This window comes from Pseudomonas sp. N-137 (assembly GCF_034555295.1).
In the GTDB taxonomy this organism is placed as follows: Bacteria; Pseudomonadota; Gammaproteobacteria; order Pseudomonadales; family Pseudomonadaceae; genus Aquipseudomonas; species Aquipseudomonas rhizophila.
On sequence record NZ_JAXUDQ010000010.1, the window covers coordinates 511,092 to 530,064 of the forward strand.

Sequence of the window (18,973 nt, forward strand, 5' to 3'; positions counted from 1 at the left end):
TGATGGAACGGCAGCTGGACGCCTACTGCGAACACCTGCGCAGTGAGCGCCAGGTGTCGCCCCACACGCTGTCGGCCTATCGCCGCGACCTGGAAAAAGTGTTGGCCTGGTGCCAGAAGCAAAACATCGGCAGTTGGGCAGCCTTGGACATCCAGCGCCTGCGCAGCTTGGTCGCCCGCCTTCATCAACAAGGGCAATCCTCCCGCAGCCTGGCGCGACTGTTGTCAGCAGTGCGAGGCCTGTACCACTACCTCAACCGCGAAGGGCTGTGCGATCACGACCCCGCCACCGGCCTGGCACCGCCCAAGGGCGAACGCCGGTTGCCCAAGACCCTGGACACCGATCGGGCCCTGCAATTGCTGGAAGGCGCTGTCGAGGATGACTTCCTGGCGCGACGGGACCAGGCGATTCTCGAATTGTTCTACTCCTCCGGCCTGCGGCTTTCCGAACTGACGGGGCTTAACCTGGATCAACTGGACCTGGCCGATGGCATGGTCCAGGTGCTGGGCAAGGGCAGCAAGACACGTTTGCTGCCCGTTGGCCGCAAAGCCCGTGAGGCCCTGGAGCTGTGGCTGCCGTTGCGGGCGCTGACCAACCCGGCCGACGACGCGGTATTTGTCAGCCAGCAAGGCCGGCGTCTCGGCCCGCGGGCGATCCAGGTGCGGGTCAAGGCCGCCGGTGAACGCGAACTGGGACAGAACCTGCATCCCCACATGCTCAGGCATTCCTTCGCCAGCCATCTGCTGGAGTCTTCCCAGGACCTGCGCGCCGTCCAGGAACTGCTCGGCCACTCCGACATCAAGACCACCCAGATCTATACCCACCTGGACTTCCAGCACCTGGCAACGGTCTATGACAGTGCCCACCCAAGGGCCAAACGAATCAAGGGCGACGAATCATGACCATCGAGCTCATCACTTTCGACCTCGACGACACCCTATGGGACACCGCCCCGGTGATCGCCAGTGCCGAGGCCATCTTACGCCAGTGGCTGACCGACAACGCCCCGAACCTGGGCAGCGTGCCGGTGGAGCATCTTTTTACCATTCGCGAGCAAGTGTTGCGCGAGGAGCCCGGCCTGAAGCACCGCATCAGCGCACTGCGCCGACGAGTGCTGTTCCGTGCCTTGCAGGACGCCGGTTATGACCAGTGGCAAGCCTCGGAGCTGGCGGACGAAGCGTTCGAAACATTCCTGCACGCCCGTCACCAACTGCAAATCTTTCCCGAGGTGCAGCCTACCCTGGAAATTCTGGCCAACCATTTCGCCCTCGGCGTGGTCACCAATGGCAACGCCGATGTACGTCGCCTGGGACTGGCGGATTATTTCAAGTTCGCCCTGTGCGCCGAGGACATCGGCATCGCCAAGCCTGACGCCCGGCTGTTCCACGAAGCCTTGCAACGCGGCGGCGCCACGGCGCAAACCGCCGTGCACATTGGCGATCATCCGGGTGACGACATCGCCGGCGCCCAACAGGCCGGCTTGCGGGCAATCTGGTTCAATCCGACGGGTAAAACCTGGGATGCCGAGCATGTACCGGATGCAGAGATTCGCAGCCTGACCGAGCTGCCGGGGTTGCTGGCGGGGTGGCATAGCCAACCCTGAACCGCCTGTTTTGTGGCCACAAGAACTCAAATTGTGGGAGCGAGCCGCGGCGCCTGGCCTGAAGATTTTTATAGCCCATGAAAAAGCCCGCAGCGACGGCGGGCTTTTTCAGCAAGCAAGAAGCAGATGCTCAGATCGGGCGGCTGCCGTACTTGTTGTCCGGTTTCTTGGGCGGATCCGCAACAACGTTGGCCTCCACTTCCTGCACTTTACCGCCTCGGGCCAGGAACTCCTCCATGGCCTTGGCGAGCGCATCACGCTCCTTGTTCTTGGCCTCTACGCTCGGCAACTCGTCGACCGAAACCGCCGCCTTGGCCTTGCCTTTGGCGGTTGGCGCCGGTACATCGGCCCCATCGTCGTCGGCGACGTCTTCAGCCGCCGCTTCCAGGCCTTCTTCGGTCTCGTCTTCGTCACCTACTTCGAGGTCGTCGTTTTCCAGATCATCGTCGCTCATGTTCTACCTCATGACTTGCGAAAAGCAGATTAGTTATAGCCCAGCTTCGCCGTCTGTCGAAGGCTGCCAGAAAAAATTCAACATCCGCCGGCAATCAGCGGTTACTCCCCATCACCGTACAAAGTGGCGAGGACTTTACGAGCACCGCCATGATCACGGTGCTCGCCCAGATAAACACCTTGCCAGGTACCCAATGCCAACCGTCCCGCCCTGACCGGCAGACTAAGCTGACACCCCAGCACGCTGGCCTTGAAGTGCGCCGGGAGGTCGTCCAGGCCTTCGTCGTTGTGCTCATAATCGGCGGTTCCTTGTGGGATCAGCCGATTGAAAAATCGTTCGAAGTCTCGACGCACCGCCGGATCGGCGTTCTCGTTGATGGTCAACGAGGCCGAGGTATGCTGCAGCCACAGATGCAACAGACCGACACGACATGCCCGGAGTTCAGGCAGGCCGGCGAGCAACTCGTCCGTTACCAGATGAAAGCCCCGAGGCCTTGCCCGCAGGGTTATCAGCGTCTGTTGCCACATACAGATCTCCGCACGTTCGGCGCGCATTCTAGCGCGCTCTGGGAAAAAACAAAGGGCCTAATACGCCTGCTTTGGTGTAAGCCGATGGCGGTAGAAAAACCCATGTCGCGTACATAACAAAAGACGTCGGAAAAACCGACACATCCTGTGAGCAATGACAAACTCCAGACAAAAAAATGCCCGGCGAACCGGGCATTTTTTATTGCGTGTACTTACAGATTGTAGCCACGCTCGTTGTGCTGGGCCAGGTCCAGGCCGACCGCTTCTTCTTCCTCGGAGACACGCAGACCCATGACGGCGTCCAGGACCTTGAGAATGATGAAGGTGACGATCGCGGTGTAGATCACCGTGAAGCCTACACCCTTGAGCTGAATCCACACTTGCGCGCCGATATCAGTCACGGTGCCGAAGCCACCCAGGGCCGGCGCTGCGAACACACCGGTCAGGATCGCGCCCAGGATACCGCCAATGCCGTGCACGCCGAAGGCGTCCAGGGAGTCGTCATAGCCCATTTTGCGCTTGAGGGTAGTGGCGCAGAAGAAGCACACCACACCCGCCGCCAAGCCGATGACCAGGGCGCCCATCGGGCCCACGGTGCCGGCAGCCGGAGTAATCGCCACCAGACCCGCCACCACACCCGAGGCAATGCCCAGTGCGCTTGGCTTACCGTGGGTGATCCACTCGGCGAACATCCAGCCCAACGCCGCAGCAGCGGTTGCAATCTGGGTAACCAGCATTGCCATACCGGCGGTGCCGTTGGCCGCGATGGCGGAACCGGCGTTGAAGCCGAACCAGCCTACCCACAGCATGGCCGCACCCATCAAGGTGTAACCCAGGTTATGCGGTGCCATCGGGGTAGTCGGGAAGCCCTTGCGCTTACCCAGTACCAGGCACGCCACCAGGCCAGCAATACCGGCGTTGATGTGCACCACGGTGCCGCCAGCGAAGTCCAGCACACCCCAGTCCCACATCAGGCCGCCGTTGCCGGACCAGACCATGTGCGCAATCGGTGCATACACCAGGGTGAACCACACGGCCATGAAGATCAGCATGGCGGAGAACTTCATCCGCTCGGCGAACGCGCCGACGATCAGGGCCGGGGTGATGATGGCGAACGTCATCTGGAAGGTGATGAACACCGCTTCAGGGAACAGGCCAGTCAGGCTACTAGGCGTGAGGCCCGCCAGGAATGCCTTGTTCAGACCGCCGACGAACGAATTGAAGTTGACGACGCCCTGCTCCATCCCCGTGGTGTCGAACGCAATGCTGTAGCCATAAATGACCCACAGGATGCTGATCAGACCGGTAATGGCAAAGCATTGCATCATCACGGAAAGAATGTTTTTCGACCGAACCATACCGCCGTAGAACAGCGCCAGGCCGGGAATAGTCATGAACAGTACAAGAATTGTGGCAGTGAGCATCCAGGCAGTGTCGCCGGAGTTCAGGACTGGGGCTGCCGCTTCTTCTGCCATGGCCAGGCCAGGCGTTACGAAGGACAACAGGGCTCCTAGCCCTGCGAATTTACGCAGAGTCATATTGTTTTCTCCTGGGGCGTTGGGTTTGGCGGCTTAGATAGCGTCGGTATCGGTTTCGCCGGTACGGATGCGAATAGCCTGTTCCAGATTGACCACAAATATCTTGCCGTCACCAATCTTGCCGGTATTGGCGGCCTTGGTGATCGCCTCGATAACCCGGTCCAGATCCTTGTCGTCAATGGCGACATCGATCTTCACCTTGGGCAGGAAATCAACCACGTATTCCGCGCCGCGATACAGCTCGGTGTGACCTTTCTGCCGACCGAAGCCTTTGACCTCAGTAACGGTAATGCCCTGCACGCCGATTTCGGACAGCGACTCGCGCACGTCGTCCAACTTGAACGGCTTGATGATGGCAGTGACTAGCTTCATGAAACTTTCTCCCGAATTGGTGGACTTGCCCCAGGAAAACAAACCCGACTCAAGTCTAAGCGCAGTGCCTGGCTTTGTAACGCATCGTCGGCCCAAGTTGCCCGACCGGTGCCAGCTAACCACTCTGACGAAGCTCCCCGCCTCGCCGGCTGCACTGCATTCGTCACAGCGACTGCATCAGTGCATGGGTCATCAGCCACTAAGCAGAAACCTTGCCATCTGTGCCCAAACCTTCTGATTTCAGTCTCTTACCCACTGTGCCGGCTCGCGCCGCACCCCGAACCGGAACAATACGCACAACATCAGTGCGACGATGCCCGGTCCAGTGCGCGAAAAGCGTGCACTCCTTGCTCGCCAAATGAATATAGACGCTGCGTGATACACTGCCCTCATCGTTTTCAGGACACCTGCCATGCTTGCGCCCAAAGACCTCCTCGACGCCCTGAGCGGCCACGCTTCCCGCCTCTTGAGCGGCGACACACCCCTGCCCAAAAGCGAAATCGAAAGCCAGTTCAAGGCCCTGCTACAAAGCGGGTTCAGCAAGCTGGATCTGGTCAGCCGGGAAGAATTCGACAGCCAGATGGTCGTACTGGCCCGGACCCGGGCGCGGTTGGAGAGCCTGGAGGCGAAGGTGGCGGAGTTGGAGACGAAGATAAATCCTCCTACCGAATAAAATCCCCCAGCAGGAGCTGCTGAAGGCTGCGATTTTTTGTCTCGCTCCCCTGCCCCTGCAACGCTTTCTTGCCGAGGCCTCAAGCCGACTAGGTCAGCCACACGCGGCTCGCTGGGATTGACCTTGGGCCAGCGCCAGCGGCAACTCCAGGGTAAAGAGCGCGCCCTTACCCGGCCCCGCGCTCTGCACCGTCAGCTCGCCGCCCATCTCGTGCGCAGCCAGAATACAACTGTGCAGGCCAAAGCCGTGACCGTCGGCGCGCGTCGTAAAACCATGCTCGAACACCCGGGTGAGATTGTCCCTGGAGATACCCTCGCCGTTGTCCTCGACCTCGATCCGCACATGCTTGTCGTCAGTGGCCTTCAGACGCAGGGTAATGCGCGACGGTCGATCCGCCACCGAATCAAGCGCCTGCTTGGCGTTGTTGATTAGATTGATCAGTATTTGCAGCACCTTGTGCTTGTCCAGCGACATCATCGGAATATCGGCGAGCTCCTTGATCAGCGTCACATGATGACGCGCCAGGGACACATCGCAGATGCGCACCACATCCTCGATCAGCTCTCGCAGCGAACCCGGCTCCAGCACGCTGGAGTTACCGGCATAGGACTGCTGGGTGGCGACGATTTCCTTGATATGGTCGATGCTCTTGGTCAGCTGCACCAACTCATCGATCATGCTCCGCTGCTCGGCTGCCAGGGCTTCGGCCAACTTGCCAAGATAGCCGGGTAGCGCGCGACCTTTCGGATCGCTGCTGATAAAGGCGCCGAGATCATCGGAATGCTCCTTCATCAATTCAGCAACCCTGATCACCCCCTGCCCCTTGGATGCGTGCACTTTCTCGTACAAGAGTCGGGCTGACACATTGACGCTATTGAGTACATTGCCCACGTTGTGCAGCACATTGGTGGCGATTTCCGCCATACCGGCCCGGCGCGCGGTAGTGACCAGTTCGGCCTGCGCCTCACGCAACTCGTCATTGACCCTGGCCAGTTGCTGCGGGCTGGGGATCTTAAGGGCCGCAGGCACTAGCCGAACCAGCAGGATGGCAGTAATCACCGAGGCGATAGCAGTGATTACCTTAACCAGCGCCGACAGCCAATAGTAGGGCTGCCAGATAGTCAGGATTTCCATCACATGGCTGGTCCCGCAGGCCAGGATGAACACACCAAAAGCCGTCAGCATCCAGTCAAAAGGCACGTCTTTGCGCTTGTGGATAAAGTACAGAAGGGTGAAGGGAATGGAGATGTAGGACAGGGTGATCAAGCCATCGGCAATGACATTGGTCCACAGCAAATCCGGTCGCCACATATAGCAATGCCCGTGGGGTATGAACCGTTTGTCGGTTAACAGAGCCAGCAGATCGTTCATGGGCCACTCACTCCCTGTGCCGTAGATGCCGATTGGACAAATCGGAGTCTAGCAGGGCGTGGAGCGGTCATTTCGAAGGCTCCGTGAAACGACCGCAGAGCCCTGCTGAACGAACGCGCGCCCATCGCCATCGTGCTCGCGGGGGGATCGGCCATTCGCAACCGCAACATCCTGGCAAAATTTTCGCCTTCGATTGCCCCACCGAAAGCCTGTCCCACGACTAACCTTCAAGAGCCGCAGGACGCGGCCCCTTATTCACTCAAGGAACGATTGCATGTCGCTCGCCATTGTCCATAGCCGCGCCCAGGTGGGGGTGGAGGCTCCTGCCGTTACCGTTGAAGTCCATCTGGCCAATGGCTTGCCATCACTGACGATGGTCGGCTTGCCTGAAGCGGCGGTGAAGGAAAGCAAGGACAGGGTACGCAGCGCGATCATCAATTCGGGCCTGAATTTCCCGGCGCGGCGCATCACGCTGAACCTGGCGCCGGCGGATCTGCCCAAGGACGGCGGGCGGTTCGACCTGGCGATTGCCCTGGGGATCCTGGCGGCCAGCGTACAGGTGCCAACCCTGATGCTGGACGATGTGGAATGTCTCGGGGAGTTGGCGTTGTCCGGCGCGGTGCGCCCGGTGCGCGGTGTGTTGCCCGCGGCGCTGGCGGCGCGCAAGGCCGGGCGTACGCTGCTGGTGCCGCGAGCGAATGCCGAGGAAGCCTGTCTGGCATCGGGGCTGAAGGTGATCGCGGTGGATCATCTGCTCGAAGCGGTAGCCCACTTCAATGGCCATACCCCGGTGGTGCCTTATGTTTCCAACGGGCTACTCTCGGCGAGCAAGCCCTATCCTGACCTGAATGAAGTACAAGGCCAGGTCGGGGCCAAGCGCGCATTGCTGATCGCCGCTGCGGGAGCCCATAACCTGTTGTTCAGCGGACCACCAGGCACCGGCAAGACACTGCTCGCAAGCCGTTTACCGGGGTTGTTGCCGCCACTGGCTGAAAGTGAAGCCCTGGAGGTCGCCGCGATTCAGTCGGTCGCCAGTTGCGTACCGTTGAGCCATTGGCCGCAGCGCCCGTTTCGTCAACCGCATCACTCGGCGTCCGGCCCGGCGCTGGTGGGTGGCGGCTCAAAGCCGCAACCGGGAGAGATCACCCTCGCCCACCATGGCGTGCTGTTTCTCGATGAACTGCCGGAGTTCGACCGCAAGGTTCTTGAGGTCTTGAGGGAGCCGCTGGAATCGGGCCACATCGTGGTTTCGCGCGCTCGTGACCGGGTGCGCTTTCCGGCGCGTTTCCAGTTGGTGGCGGCGATGAATCCCTGCCCCTGTGGATACCTTGGCGAGACCAGTGGCCGATGCTCGTGTACGCCGGACATGGTGCAGCGCTACCGCAATAAACTCTCCGGCCCCTTACTGGACCGCATCGACCTGCACCTGACCGTCGCCCGGGAAGCCACGGCGTTGAGCCCCAAAAGCGAATCCGGTGCGGATACGGCTACCGTAGCCGAGCAAGTGGCCGAGGCCCGCGAACGCCAGCAAAAGCGCCAGGGCTGTGCCAACGCGTTCCTGGATCTGCCGGGTTTGCGTCGGCATTGCAAGTTATCCACAACCGATGAAACCTGGCTGGAAACCGCCTGCGAACGACTGACCCTGTCGCTGCGAGCCGCCCACCGCCTGCTCAAGGTCGCCCGTACGCTAGCGGACCTCGAGCAAGCGGATCGAATCAGTCGGGAGCACTTGGCCGAAGCATTGCAGTACCGGCCCGCCACGCCCTGATGGGCATCATGGCTTGCTCAGGTCCACCAGCGGCGTATTTCGTACTTCGGTTTCCTGGGCGCCCTGGATTTCATCGATACGTTTGAGGGCTTTATCCACGGCACCTTTGTCCGCCAACAGGCTGTAGTGGATCTGGAACTGCTTCTGCTCTTTTGGCGCGATGGTGGGCACCAGGCCCAGTGGCCGTTGATACCGGCGGTTATAGGAAAAACTGGTGCCCGGCTCCAGCCCGGTCACGTAACCCTGACCTTGGGTATCAGTGTTTTTCCACAAGGAGAACACGGGGAGCGTGCCGGTGTTGAAGCCCACTGATACACCGAGGCTACCGGCCTTGTTGTGCAGCACGGTGAGGGTGTCGCCCTTGGCATCGGCATAAGGCACGACGTTGTAGACGGTTTCGTCGTAGTCCTTGGTTGGCCCTCGGTAGGTTTGCCAATCCGCCAGATCGCTCTTGGCCTTGTCGTTGAACGGCGAGACCTGCTTGACCGGCGCCGCGAAGCGAGCCCCCTGCTCCAGGAACGGTGTACTGAAATTGCTGTGGTAAAGCGCTTGGTATTCCTTCGGATAGTCGCCGTTGTTGGTCAGCGTGTCCTTGAGTGCGAAGCTCACGCTGCCGGGCTCGGTCAGCAGTTCGGTTTGTACCGAGAAATCGACTTTCTTGAAGGCTTGTTCCTTCAGCTCGCCCCGCAGAGTAATCGCATAGGGCGGTTTTTCATCGATGTGCAGCGTCACTTTGTTGGCCGGGATGTTGGCGGCGCGGCCATGCAGCGTCAGCAGCTCGCCGTTGTCCATGCCGGGATGGCCGACCCATTCGTAGCCACAGCGGGTCACCAGCTCGTTGAAGCCTTCGAGCCAGCCCAGTCCACCGCGACCATTGAGTTCGATGAACGACGGATTGACCACTTCCTTGACCGGCGAATCCCAGCCCATACGCACTTCACCGACCGAGGCCTGCAGCACGTTCATGCCCCGTGTTGGGACGACCGAGAGCTTCATCGTGCCGTTGTCGATATCGACGATGCTGACGCCTTCCTGCCGACCGCCATGCAGGGTGCGCATTGTCACGGAAAACGGCTTGTCGGTTTTCACGCCTAGCTGCTGGCTGGTGATTTTCCAGGGCTGAGCGGCTTTATCGGTGTCGAGCAGGACGTAATCCCAGGCCATGGCGTGGGACGTAGCGCCCAGGGCGCTGAGGGCAATGACAAGTTTGAGCGGAGTCATAAGGGCAGCCTTTTCTTGGAGTTGTGCGGTTTTTATAGACTTGAAGAAACGTTTCAGCAAGCTTAAAAACAGCGATAACCTTGAAAACCGCAAACGCCCGTTCGCCGCCAAGCCTCTGTGGGAGCGAGCCTGCTCGCGATAGCGGTGGGTCAGTGGCGGGAATGTCGGCTATGCCGACGCCTTCGCGAGCAAGCTCGCTCCCACACTGATCGGGGGCTGGCCGCAAAATCTTCGTTCGCCGCCAAGTCCCTGTGGGAGCGAGCCTGCTCGCGATAGCGGTGGGTCAGTGGCGGGGATGTCGGCTATGCCGACGCCTTCGCGAGCAAGCTCGCTCCCACACTGATCGGGATGGCCCACAAAATGTTCGTTCGCCGCCAAGTCCCTGTGGAAGCGAGCTGCTCGCGATAGCGGTGGGTCAGTGGCGGGGATGTCGGCTATGCCGACGCCTTCGCGAGCAGGCTCGCTCCCACACTGGTCGGGGATGGCCGCAAAATCTTCGTTCGCCGCCAGCTTCTGTGGGAGCGAGCCTGCTCGCGATAGCGGTGGGTCAGTGGCGGGGATGTTGGCTATGCCGACGCCTTCGCGAGCAAGCCCGCTCCCACACTGGTCGGGGATGGCCGCAAAATCTTCGTTCGCCACCAAGTCCCTGTGGGAGCGAGCCTGTTCGCGATAGCGGTGGGTCAGTGGCGGGGATGTTGGCTATGCCGACGCCTTCGCGAGCAAGCTCGCTCCCAGAGGGATCTGGGGTGAACTTGCTCGCGATGGGTCTGCAGGACGCCTCAGCGGAACCGGTCAACCTCTTTGCGCAGGTCCTGCGCCAGTTTTTCCAGTTCCTTGGCGGTGATCGCCAGGTTCGAGACCACTTCGCGCTGTTCGCTGTTGGCCATGGCGATGCTTTGCAGGTTGCTGCTAAGCAGGGTCGCGGTGCTGCTTTGCTCCTGAGTGGCGGTGGTGATCGCCGCGAATTGCTGGCCTGCCGAACGGCTTTGCTCGTCGATGCGCGCCAGGGCCGAGGCCACATTGGCATTGCGCGACAAGCCTTCTTGCATCAACAAGTTGCCTTTTTCCATCGTACTGATGGCGTTACCGGTTTCCTGCTGGATGCTATTGATCATGCCGGAAATTTCGTCAGTGGCCTGACGGGTACGGGACGCCAGGCTACGAACTTCGTCAGCCACTACGGCAAAGCCCCGACCCTGCTCACCCGCACGGGCGGCTTCGATGGCCGCGTTGAGCGCCAGCAGGTTGGTCTGCTCGGCGATCGAGGTGATCACCCCGACGATGCCGCCGATTTCCTGGGAGCGCTGGCCCAAGGTGTTGATGACCGTGGCAGTGCTGTTCAGTGCGCCAGCAATTTGCTCCAGCGACGAGGATGCTTCATCCATCGACGTACGACCGATGCGGGTTTGCTGGGCGTTATCCTGGGCCAGGCGTTCGGTATTGCCCATGTTATCGGCGATGTTCAACGAGGTCGCGCTGAACTCTTCCACTGCGCCAGCCATGCTGGTGATTTCGCCGGACTGCTGCTCCATGCCCTCATAGGCCCCGCTGGACAACCCGGACAGGGCCTGGGCGCGGCTGTTGACCTCTTGCGAGGCCTTGCGGATATGTTCGACCATGGTCGACAGGGCCTGGCTCATCTGGTTGAAGGCACGGGCCAACTGACCGATTTCGTCGTGGCTCGACACATTCAGACGCACGCTCAGGTCGCCGGCGCCCAGCGCCTCGGCCTGACGCACCAGATCGCCCAGCGGGGCCAGTTTGCTGCGCAGCAGCCACACCGCCGAGCCCACGGCCAGCAACATGGCCAGCAAGCTGCCGATAGCCAGTTGCGTACCGACACTCCAGGTCACGGCGCGAATCTCGGCTTTCGGCATGCTCGCCACCACCGCCCACGGACCGCCCTCGAACGGCACGGCAACGCTGTAGAAATCTTCAGCGGTATCGCTCCAGAACACACCTTTGCCCGGCTTCTTGACCAACTCCTTGATGGTTCCGGTCGCCTGCTCCAGCGCCTGCACACCCGCTGGCGGAACCAACCATTTGTTTTGCTCATCCAGTACCGCCAGCGAACCGGTCTGACCGATACGGAAGCGCTTGAGGTTCTCGAACTGGGCGTTCTGTGCGTCGGTGTAATCGAATCCCACATACAACACGGCAATGATCTTACCGCTGCTATCGCGTACGGGGGTGTACTGCGACATGTAGAAGCGCCCGAAAAGCAGGGCCCGACCAATGTAGCTCTGCCCACTCATGACCGGGGCATAAGCCGGGCCGGCACGGTCGAGCAAGGTGCCGATGGCCCGCGTACCGTCCTGCTTGGTCAAGGAAGTGCTCACGCGGATGAAATCGTCGCCGCTGCGCACGAACACTGTCGCCACTCCGGCGGTCGTCTGCCTGAACTCATCAACTTCCTTGAAGTTGTTGTTCAGCACTTCGCTGCCCAGTCTCAGGGTTGGAGCCTGCACGCCTGCCACCGCGACCGGCTCATCCGGGTGCACGCTCAGGCCTGCGCTGAAACGTTTATCGAACAGCCCGCTCAATCGCTGCGTGCTTTCACGCAGGGTGCCATGGAACGTATTGAGCTGGTCGGCCATCAGGCGCGCTTCGCTGGCCAGGTGTTCTTCACGGGTCGCGAGGTTGGCGGAGTCCAGCGAGCGCAGGGCAAAGACGGTGCTGCCGGAGATCACGATCGCCAGTATCACGGCAAGGGCTAGGCCCAGCTGTGAGGCGATTCGGGCACGAGGTTGAGACATGACGGCTCCTAGCCAAGTGACCGGATCATCCTGATCACGTCGCACACTCGGCAATTTTATTCGGGTGATATGTAGGCAGTCCCTTTCTAATACGAAAGTACTACTTCCACACATTCGGCGGCGAAACCGAATACTTGAGCGCTTTGGAAGGAATAATGCCAAGTGGCTAGCACGGGAGCTTCATCGATTCAGCCCAGACGCTTTACGTCGGGTAATTGCATGGCCTTCACTTCGCCCTGGAGAAAATCGCTCAGACGGCGCAAACGTTCACCTCCTGGACGGGTTTTCGGCCAGACGAGGTAATAGTGCTCGCCGCTGGCGACGGCGGTAGGCCATGGCAGGCTCAAGCGCCCTTGGGCCACGTCCTCGGCCACCATCAACAGATCACCCATGGACACGCCGTAGCCGCGCGCCGCCGCGATCATGCCCAGTTCCAGCGTATCGAACACCTGCCCGCCCTTGAGCGAGACCTGATCGGACAGACCCATGCGCGAAAGCCAGTTGCGCCAATCACGACGGTCCGGCGTGGGATGCAGCAATTCTGCGCTGGCCAACCGCGCCACATCCCAGGGCTGGTCGTTCAACAGGTTCGGTGCACCTACCGGGATCAGCTCCTCGGGAAACAGCAAGCTTGCCTCCCAGTCGCTAGGAAAATGCCCGTTGCCCAGCAATACCGCGCAATCGAAAGGCTCGGTGTTGAAGTCCACTGAGTCGACGTCCATCCAGGCGCTGGTCAGTTGCACTTCATTGCCGGGCTGAAGATGCCGGAAGCGGCTCAGGCGCGCCAACAGCCAACGCATGGTCAGCGTAGACGGCGCCTTCATGCGCAGGATGCCATCTTCGCCATGCAAGGTGTGACAGGCCCGTTCCAGCGCCATGAAACCCTCACGCACGCCCGGTAGCAACAACCGCGCCGCTTCGGTCAACTGCAGGTTGCGGCCACTGCGCTGGAACAGCCGACAGGCAAAGTGCTCTTCGAGTGTACGAATATGCCGGCTGACGGCACTTTGAGTAATCGATAGTTCTTCAGCCGCCCGGGTGAACGAGCTGTATCGCGCCGCCGCTTCGAATGCCCGTAACGCATAAAGAGGAGGGAGACGACGAGACATCGGGAAAAGCTCCTATGGCGATATTTACGCACCCTATCAGAAAGTTATCAGCATGAGTTTTAATCATGCCAGTGATCGCTTTTATCCTTTTGTGCAAACCGCTGAGAGCGCCGAGAATCGCCGTTTTACAGCCTTGTTTGAACATGGAGTGTGATGATCATGCGGCATCCGGTGCGAATCGAACTGTGGGCTATCCTGCGGCTGGCAGGGCCGTTGATTGCCTCGCAGTTGGCGCACATGCTGATGGTCCTGACCGACACCCTGATGATGGCGCGCCTGAGTCCCGAGGCCCTGGCAGGCGGCGGGCTCGGAGCGGCGACCTATTCATTCGTGTCGATTTTCTGCATCGGTGTGATCGCCGCAGTGGGCACATTGGTGGCGATTCGGCAGGGTGCCGGTGATGTCGAAGGCGCCACCCGACTGACTCAGGCCGGGTTGTGGCTGGCCTGGTTGATGGGGTTGGTGGCCGGGCTCCTGTTGTGGAACCTCAAGCCGGTACTGTTGCTGTTCGGCCAGACCGAAACCAACGTCCTGGCCGCCGGCCAGTTCCTGCTGGTGCTGCCATTCGCCCTGCCCGGCTATCTGAGTTTCATGGCCCTGCGCGGCTTTACCAGCGCCATTGGCCGGGCTACCCCAGTGATGGTGATCAGTCTCGGCGGCACGGTGGCCAACTTCCTGCTCAATTACGCACTGATCACCGGCATGTTCGGCCTGCCAAAACTGGGCCTGATGGGAATCGGCCTGGTCACCGCCATCGTCGCCAACTGTATGGCTCTGGCCCTGGCCTGGCATATTCACCGGCATCAAGCCTACCGCGCTTATCCGTTGCTCAATGGTCTGTCGCGGCCCAATCGCCAGTACCTCAAGGAACTGTGGCGCCTGGGTCTGCCCATTGGCGGCACTTACGCAGTGGAAGTCGGGCTGTTCGCGTTCGCCGCGCTGTGCATCGGCACCATGGGCAGCACGCCATTGGCAGCGCACCAGATCGCTCTGCAGATTGTCTCGGTGGCATTCATGGTCCCGGCGGGAATGTCATATGCGATCACCATGCGCATCGGCCAGCACTATGGCGCCGGGCAACTGCTGATGGCACGGCTGGCCGGTCGGGTCGGAATTGGCTTCGGCGCAGCGGTCATGCTGGCGTTCGCGATGGTGTTCTGGTTGCTGCCAAACCCATTGGTCGGCTTGTTCCTGGACCACGACGATCCGGCGTTTCGCGGAGTAATCGAGCTGGCGGTGAGCCTGTTGGCGGTAGCGGCGTGGTTCGAGCTGTTCGACGGTGCGCAAACCATTGCCATGGGCTGTATCCGTGGGCTCAAGGACGCCAAGACCACCTTCCTGGTGGGCCTGGGCTGTTATTGGCTGATTGGCGCACCGGCGGCATGGTGGATGGCCTTCCATCTGCACTGGGGCCCGACCGGCGTCTGGTGGGGCCTGGCCCTTGGTCTGGCCTGCGCGGCGGTGAGCCTGACCCTGGCATTTGAGTGGAAGATGAAGCGAATGATCCGCAGTGAGCCTCTGCGGCACCAGGGCTTTGAAACTGTCCAGGCCGACTGAAATCCCATGCGGGAGCAGGCTCGCTCCCACAAGGCTTGGTGTCAGCCGATTTCCAGCACCGACTGCTGGCTGCCGTCAAACGTCAGGTATTCCACCAGTTCCGCCAGGGGCAACGGCTTGCTGATCAAAAAGCCCTGCACCTGGTCGCAGCCGTAACCGCGCAGCAAATCCAGTTGCTCCCGGGTTTCCACGCCCTCGGCCACCACTTCCAGGTTGAGGTTGTGGGCCAGGTTGATCATCGCATGGACCAATTTGCGATTTTCCTCGCGCTGCTCCATGCCACCCACGAAGCTCTTGTCGATCTTGAGCAAGGCGATGGGCAGGCTGTTGAGGTGCACGAACGAGGAGAAGCCGGTGCCGAAATCGTCCAGGGAAAAGCGCACCCCCAGGCGACCCAGGGCGTCCATGGTCTGCTTGACCAGTTCGCTGCGGCGCATGACGGCGGTTTCCGTGAGTTCGAATTCCAACCACTGCGCCTCGACACCGCGTTCGGCGATCAGGCGGCTCAGGGTCGGCAGCAACTGGCTGTCCTGGAACTGCCGGAACGACAGGTTGACCGCCATGTGCAGGGGCGCCAGTCCCCTTTCACGCAGCGCCTGCATGTCCCGCAATGCCCGGGAAATCACCCAGTAGCCCAGCGGTACGATCAGCCCGCTCTGTTCGGCCAGTGGCACGAACTCACTGGGAGGCAATAGCCCGCGTTCGTTATGACGCCAGCGCACCAGGGCTTCGAGGCCGACGATGGTGCCGCCATCGAGGCTCAGCCGGGGTTGGTAATGCAACTCCAGCTCGTCGCGCCGCAGCGCCCGCCGCAACTCGCTCTCTAGGTCGGCGAGGCTGCGGGCGTTACGATTGATGCGTTCGTTGAAGATATGAAAGGTGCAGCCCTGGGTGCTCTTGGCCTGCTGCATGGCGATATGGGCGTGCCACATCAGCGGGTCCGCGCCGGCCTGGGCGCGAGCGTGGGCGATCCCCAGGCTGCAACCGATCAGCAGGCTTTCGCCATCGACCCAGTAGGGTTCGGCCATGGCTTCGGTGATGCGCTCGGCCATCCACTCAGCCCGCTGAGGCGCCCGGCGGGTGTCGATCAGCAGCGCAAATTCGTCGCTGCCCAAGCGCGCCAGTTGATCGCCGGCTTCAAGCGAACCTTTGAGCCTCGACACTACTTGCAGGATCAAACGGTCACCGGCCTGGTGGCCGAGGGCATCGTTGGCATGACGGAAGTTATCCAGATCCAGATGACCGAGCGCCAGGCCACGGCCTTCGTTTTCCGCCAGGCGCGCCGCCAGCAGGGTCTGGAAGCCCTGGCGATTGGCGATGCCGGTCAGCGGATCCTGTTCGGCAAGCCGCTGCAGCGTGTTTTCCAGCACTCCGCGCTCGCGCACATGGCGCAGGCAACGGCGCAGAGTGGCGCCATCGAGCACATCACGTACCAGCCAATCGCTGACACCATCAGGTGCAGTGGTGGGCTCGTGCTCGAGCAACAGGACCGTCGGCAAACGGCAACGACCGGGTGCCGGCTGCAACGCCGCGACGGTCAGCAGCACCGCGTTGTGGTTGTCTTCGAACAGGCTGCTGACCGACTCCCAGCTCGGAGCACTGATCAACACGACCGACGGCCCCATGGGGGCCAGGCACTCGCGCAAAATCGCTGACCATACCGGCTCTTCGGCCAATAGCAGCAAACGCAAGGGTTCGACAGACGTTGACAAGCTGACTCCCTAGACTCTGCAAGGTAATAGGCGCAGGGCATTATGACCTGCTGACCGCTAATGACCAATGCCAATGGTTCTCAAACACTTGCTTCAGACGGCTTTTCTTACCCTCGAAGCCGAACGCTGGACGCCCATTCGCCCCACATCCTGCGTGAAAGTAACAAAAGCGGCAAATGACAATGCAGTGTTGCGTCACAAGTCGGACAGAGCAGCACAATTCTGTGAGCCTGTTAAAATGCCGGCCCATTTCGCAAACGACTCCCTGACCCTGTCATGTCCCGACTCAATCCCCGGCAGCAAGAAGCCGTGAACTATGTCGGCGGCCCTCTTTTGGTGCTCGCCGGTGCAGGCTCCGGCAAGACCAGTGTGATCACCCGCAAGATCGCGCACCTGATCCAGAACTGCGGTATCCGCGCCCAGTACATCGTCGCCATGACCTTCACCAACAAAGCCGCCCGGGAAATGAAAGAGCGGGTTGGCGGCCTGCTGCGCGCTGGTGAAGGCCGCGGCCTGACGGTCTGCACTTTCCACAACCTGGGCCTGAACATCATCCGCAAGGAACATGCACGGCTGGGCTACAAGCCGGGTTTCTCGATTTTCGACGAGACCGATGTCAAGGCGCTGATGACCGACATCATGCAAAAGGAATATTCGGGCGACGACGGCGTGGACGAGATCAAGAACATGATCGGCGCCTGGAAAAACGACCTGATCCTGCCGCCCCAAGCCCTGGAAAACGCCCGCAATCCCAAGGAACAGACCGCCGCCATCGTGTACGCCCATTACCAGCGCACGCTCAAGGCGTTCAACGCGGTGGACTTCGACGACCTGATCCTGCTGCCGGTCAAGCTGTTCCAGGACCACGCCGACATCCTCGAGAAATGGCAGAACAAGGTCCGCTACCTGCTGGTGGATGAATACCAGGACACCAATGCCAGCCAGTATCTGCTGGTGAAGCTGCTGATCGGCATCCGCAACCAGTTCACCGTGGTGGGCGACGACGACCAGTCGATCTACGCCTGGCGTGGTGCGCGGCCGGAAAACCTGATGTTGCTCAAGGAAGACTACCCGTCGCTCAAAGTGGTGATGCTGGAGCAGAACTACCGCTCCACCAGCCGCATCCTGCGCTGCGCCAACGTGCTGATCTCCAACAACCCCCACGAGTTCGAAAAGCAACTGTGGAGCGAGATGGGCCACGGCGACGAGATCCGCGTGATTCGCTGCCGCAACGAAGACGCCGAAGCCGAGCGCGTGGCCATGGAAATCCTCAGCCTGCACCTGCGCACCGACCGACCGTACAGCGACTTCGCCATCCTGTATCGCGGTAACTACCAGGCCAAGCTGATCGAGCTGAAATTGCAGCATCACCAGATCCCCTATCGCCTTTCGGGGGGCAACAGCTTCTTCGGCCGTCAGGAAGTGAAGGACCTGATGGCTTATTTCCGCCTGATCGTGAACCCGGACGACGACAACGCCTTCTTGCGAGTGATCAACGTCCCGCGCCGGGAAATCGGCTCGACCACCCTGGAAAAACTCGGCAACTACGCCACCGAGCGCAAGATCTCGATGTACGCCGCCACCGACGAAATCGGCCTGGGCGAGCATCTGGACAGCCGCTTCACCGACCGTCTGGCGCGCTTCAAGCGCTTCATGGACAAGGTGCGCGAACAGTGCGCCGGCGAAGACCCGATCTCGGCGCTGCGCAGCATGGTCATGGACATCGACTACGAGAACTGGCTGCGTACCAACAGCTCCAGTGACAAGGCCGCGGACTACCGCATGGGCAACGTCTGGTTCTTGATCGAGGCGTTGAAAAACACTCTGGAAAAGGACGAAGACGGCGACATGACCGTCGAGGACGCCATCGGCAAACTCGTGCTGCGAGACATGCTCGAGCGCCAGCAGGAAGAGGAAGACGGCGCCGAAGGCGTGCAGATGATGACCCTTCACGCCTCCAAGGGCCTGGAATTCCCCTACGTGTTCATCATGGGCATGGAAGAAGAAATCCTGCCCCACCGCTCCAGCATCGAAGCCGACACCATCGAAGAAGAACGGCGCCTGGCCTACGTCGGTATTACCCGCGCACGTCAGACGCTGGCCTTTACCTTCGCCGCCAAGCGCAAGCAATACGGCGAGGTGATCGACTGCGCCCCGAGCCGCTTCCTCGATGAGCTGCCGCCGGACGACTTGGCCTGGGAAGGCAATGACGACACACCGACCGAGGTCAAGGCCGTTCGCGGCAATAGCGCCCTGGCCGATATACGAGCGATGCTCAAGCGCTAGAATCGACTACTTTTTACCGAACTTTT

At 60.9% G+C, this 18,973-nt stretch carries 15 protein-coding genes; 6 read left to right on the plus strand and 9 right to left on the minus strand.

Translation table 11 applies throughout. The features are described 5' to 3' along the window. Positions 1–2 precede the first annotated feature (2 nt). Positions 3–902, plus strand: a complete 900-nt coding sequence (gene xerC, locus T3A99_RS11890; RefSeq protein WP_076383081.1) for a tyrosine recombinase XerC — start codon at positions 3–5, stop codon at positions 900–902. After that, positions 899–1,603: an HAD family hydrolase gene (locus T3A99_RS11895; RefSeq protein ID WP_107321366.1), complete on the plus strand. Its 705-nt coding sequence runs from the start codon at positions 899–901 to the stop codon at positions 1,601–1,603. Before xerC ends, T3A99_RS11895 begins: the two co-directional genes overlap by 4 nt. 130 nt (positions 1,604–1,733) lie before the next feature. Here the strand turns inward: T3A99_RS11895 and sutA are convergent, their stop codons facing one another. The 4 genes from sutA to glnK all read right to left on the minus strand — a co-directional run bounded on the left by sutA (position 1,734) and on the right by glnK (position 4,494). Then, entirely contained in the window at positions 1,734–2,057 is a 324-nt protein-coding gene (gene sutA / locus T3A99_RS11900; RefSeq protein ID WP_014340827.1) for a transcriptional regulator SutA, read from the minus strand. A 101-nt stretch (positions 2,058–2,158) separates the two neighbouring features. After that, positions 2,159–2,584: a secondary thiamine-phosphate synthase enzyme YjbQ gene (locus T3A99_RS11905; RefSeq protein WP_274091177.1), complete on the minus strand. Its 426-nt coding sequence runs from the start codon at positions 2,582–2,584 to the stop codon at positions 2,159–2,161. 212 nt (positions 2,585–2,796) lie between these two features. After that, positions 2,797–4,122 carry an ammonium transporter gene (locus T3A99_RS11910; protein WP_047226138.1) on the minus strand — a complete coding sequence of 442 codons (1,326 nt, stop codon included), beginning with the start codon at positions 4,120–4,122 and terminating at the stop codon, positions 2,797–2,799. Positions 4,123–4,155: 33 nt separating this feature from the next. After that, on the minus strand, positions 4,156–4,494 hold the full coding sequence (gene glnK / locus T3A99_RS11915) for a P-II family nitrogen regulator (RefSeq protein ID WP_002555808.1): 339 nt from the start codon (positions 4,492–4,494) through the stop codon (positions 4,156–4,158). A gap of 412 nt (positions 4,495–4,906) precedes the next feature. Here glnK and T3A99_RS11920 point away from each other — a divergent pair, with 412 nt between their 5' ends. Further along, positions 4,907–5,167: an accessory factor UbiK family protein gene (locus T3A99_RS11920; RefSeq protein WP_047226139.1), complete on the plus strand. Its 261-nt coding sequence runs from the start codon at positions 4,907–4,909 to the stop codon at positions 5,165–5,167. A gap of 93 nt (positions 5,168–5,260) precedes the next feature. Here T3A99_RS11920 and T3A99_RS11925 read toward each other — a convergent pair whose 3' ends face one another. Continuing rightward, entirely contained in the window at positions 5,261–6,538 is a 1,278-nt protein-coding gene (locus T3A99_RS11925; RefSeq protein ID WP_047226140.1) for a sensor histidine kinase, read from the minus strand. Between the two features lie 274 nt (positions 6,539–6,812). Here T3A99_RS11925 and T3A99_RS11930 point away from each other — a divergent pair, with 274 nt between their 5' ends. After that, positions 6,813–8,306, plus strand: coding sequence for a YifB family Mg chelatase-like AAA ATPase (locus T3A99_RS11930; RefSeq protein WP_047226141.1), 1,494 nt, complete (start codon positions 6,813–6,815; stop codon positions 8,304–8,306). A 6-nt stretch (positions 8,307–8,312) separates the two neighbouring features. Here the strand turns inward: T3A99_RS11930 and T3A99_RS11935 are convergent, their stop codons facing one another. The 3 genes from T3A99_RS11935 to T3A99_RS11945 all read right to left on the minus strand — a co-directional run bounded on the left by T3A99_RS11935 (position 8,313) and on the right by T3A99_RS11945 (position 13,392). Continuing rightward, a complete protein-coding gene (locus T3A99_RS11935; RefSeq protein WP_160893879.1) occupies positions 8,313–9,527 on the minus strand; it encodes an aldose 1-epimerase family protein in 1,215 nt (404 codons plus the stop codon). 779 nt (positions 9,528–10,306) lie between these two features. Then, complete coding sequence (locus T3A99_RS11940) at positions 10,307–12,283, minus strand: methyl-accepting chemotaxis protein (protein WP_322834321.1); 1,977 nt, start codon at positions 12,281–12,283, stop codon at positions 10,307–10,309. A gap of 188 nt (positions 12,284–12,471) precedes the next feature. Beyond that, a complete protein-coding gene (locus tag T3A99_RS11945; protein WP_047226144.1) occupies positions 12,472–13,392 on the minus strand; it encodes a LysR substrate-binding domain-containing protein in 921 nt (306 codons plus the stop codon). Positions 13,393–13,551: 159 nt separating this feature from the next. Here T3A99_RS11945 and T3A99_RS11950 point away from each other — a divergent pair, with 159 nt between their 5' ends. Beyond that, positions 13,552–14,949: a NorM family multidrug efflux MATE transporter gene (locus tag T3A99_RS11950; RefSeq protein ID WP_047226196.1), complete on the plus strand. Its 1,398-nt coding sequence runs from the start codon at positions 13,552–13,554 to the stop codon at positions 14,947–14,949. Positions 14,950–14,990: 41 nt separating this feature from the next. Here T3A99_RS11950 and T3A99_RS11955 read toward each other — a convergent pair whose 3' ends face one another. Then, on the minus strand, positions 14,991–16,661 hold the full coding sequence (locus tag T3A99_RS11955; protein WP_047226145.1) for a putative bifunctional diguanylate cyclase/phosphodiesterase: 1,671 nt from the start codon (positions 16,659–16,661) through the stop codon (positions 14,991–14,993). 276 nt (positions 16,662–16,937) lie between these two features. On the opposite strand from T3A99_RS11955, the gene rep reads away from it, so the two are divergent. Further along, a complete protein-coding gene (rep, locus tag T3A99_RS11960; RefSeq protein WP_047226146.1) occupies positions 16,938–18,947 on the plus strand; it encodes a DNA helicase Rep in 2,010 nt (669 codons plus the stop codon). The last annotated feature ends 26 nt before the right edge of the window (positions 18,948–18,973 follow it).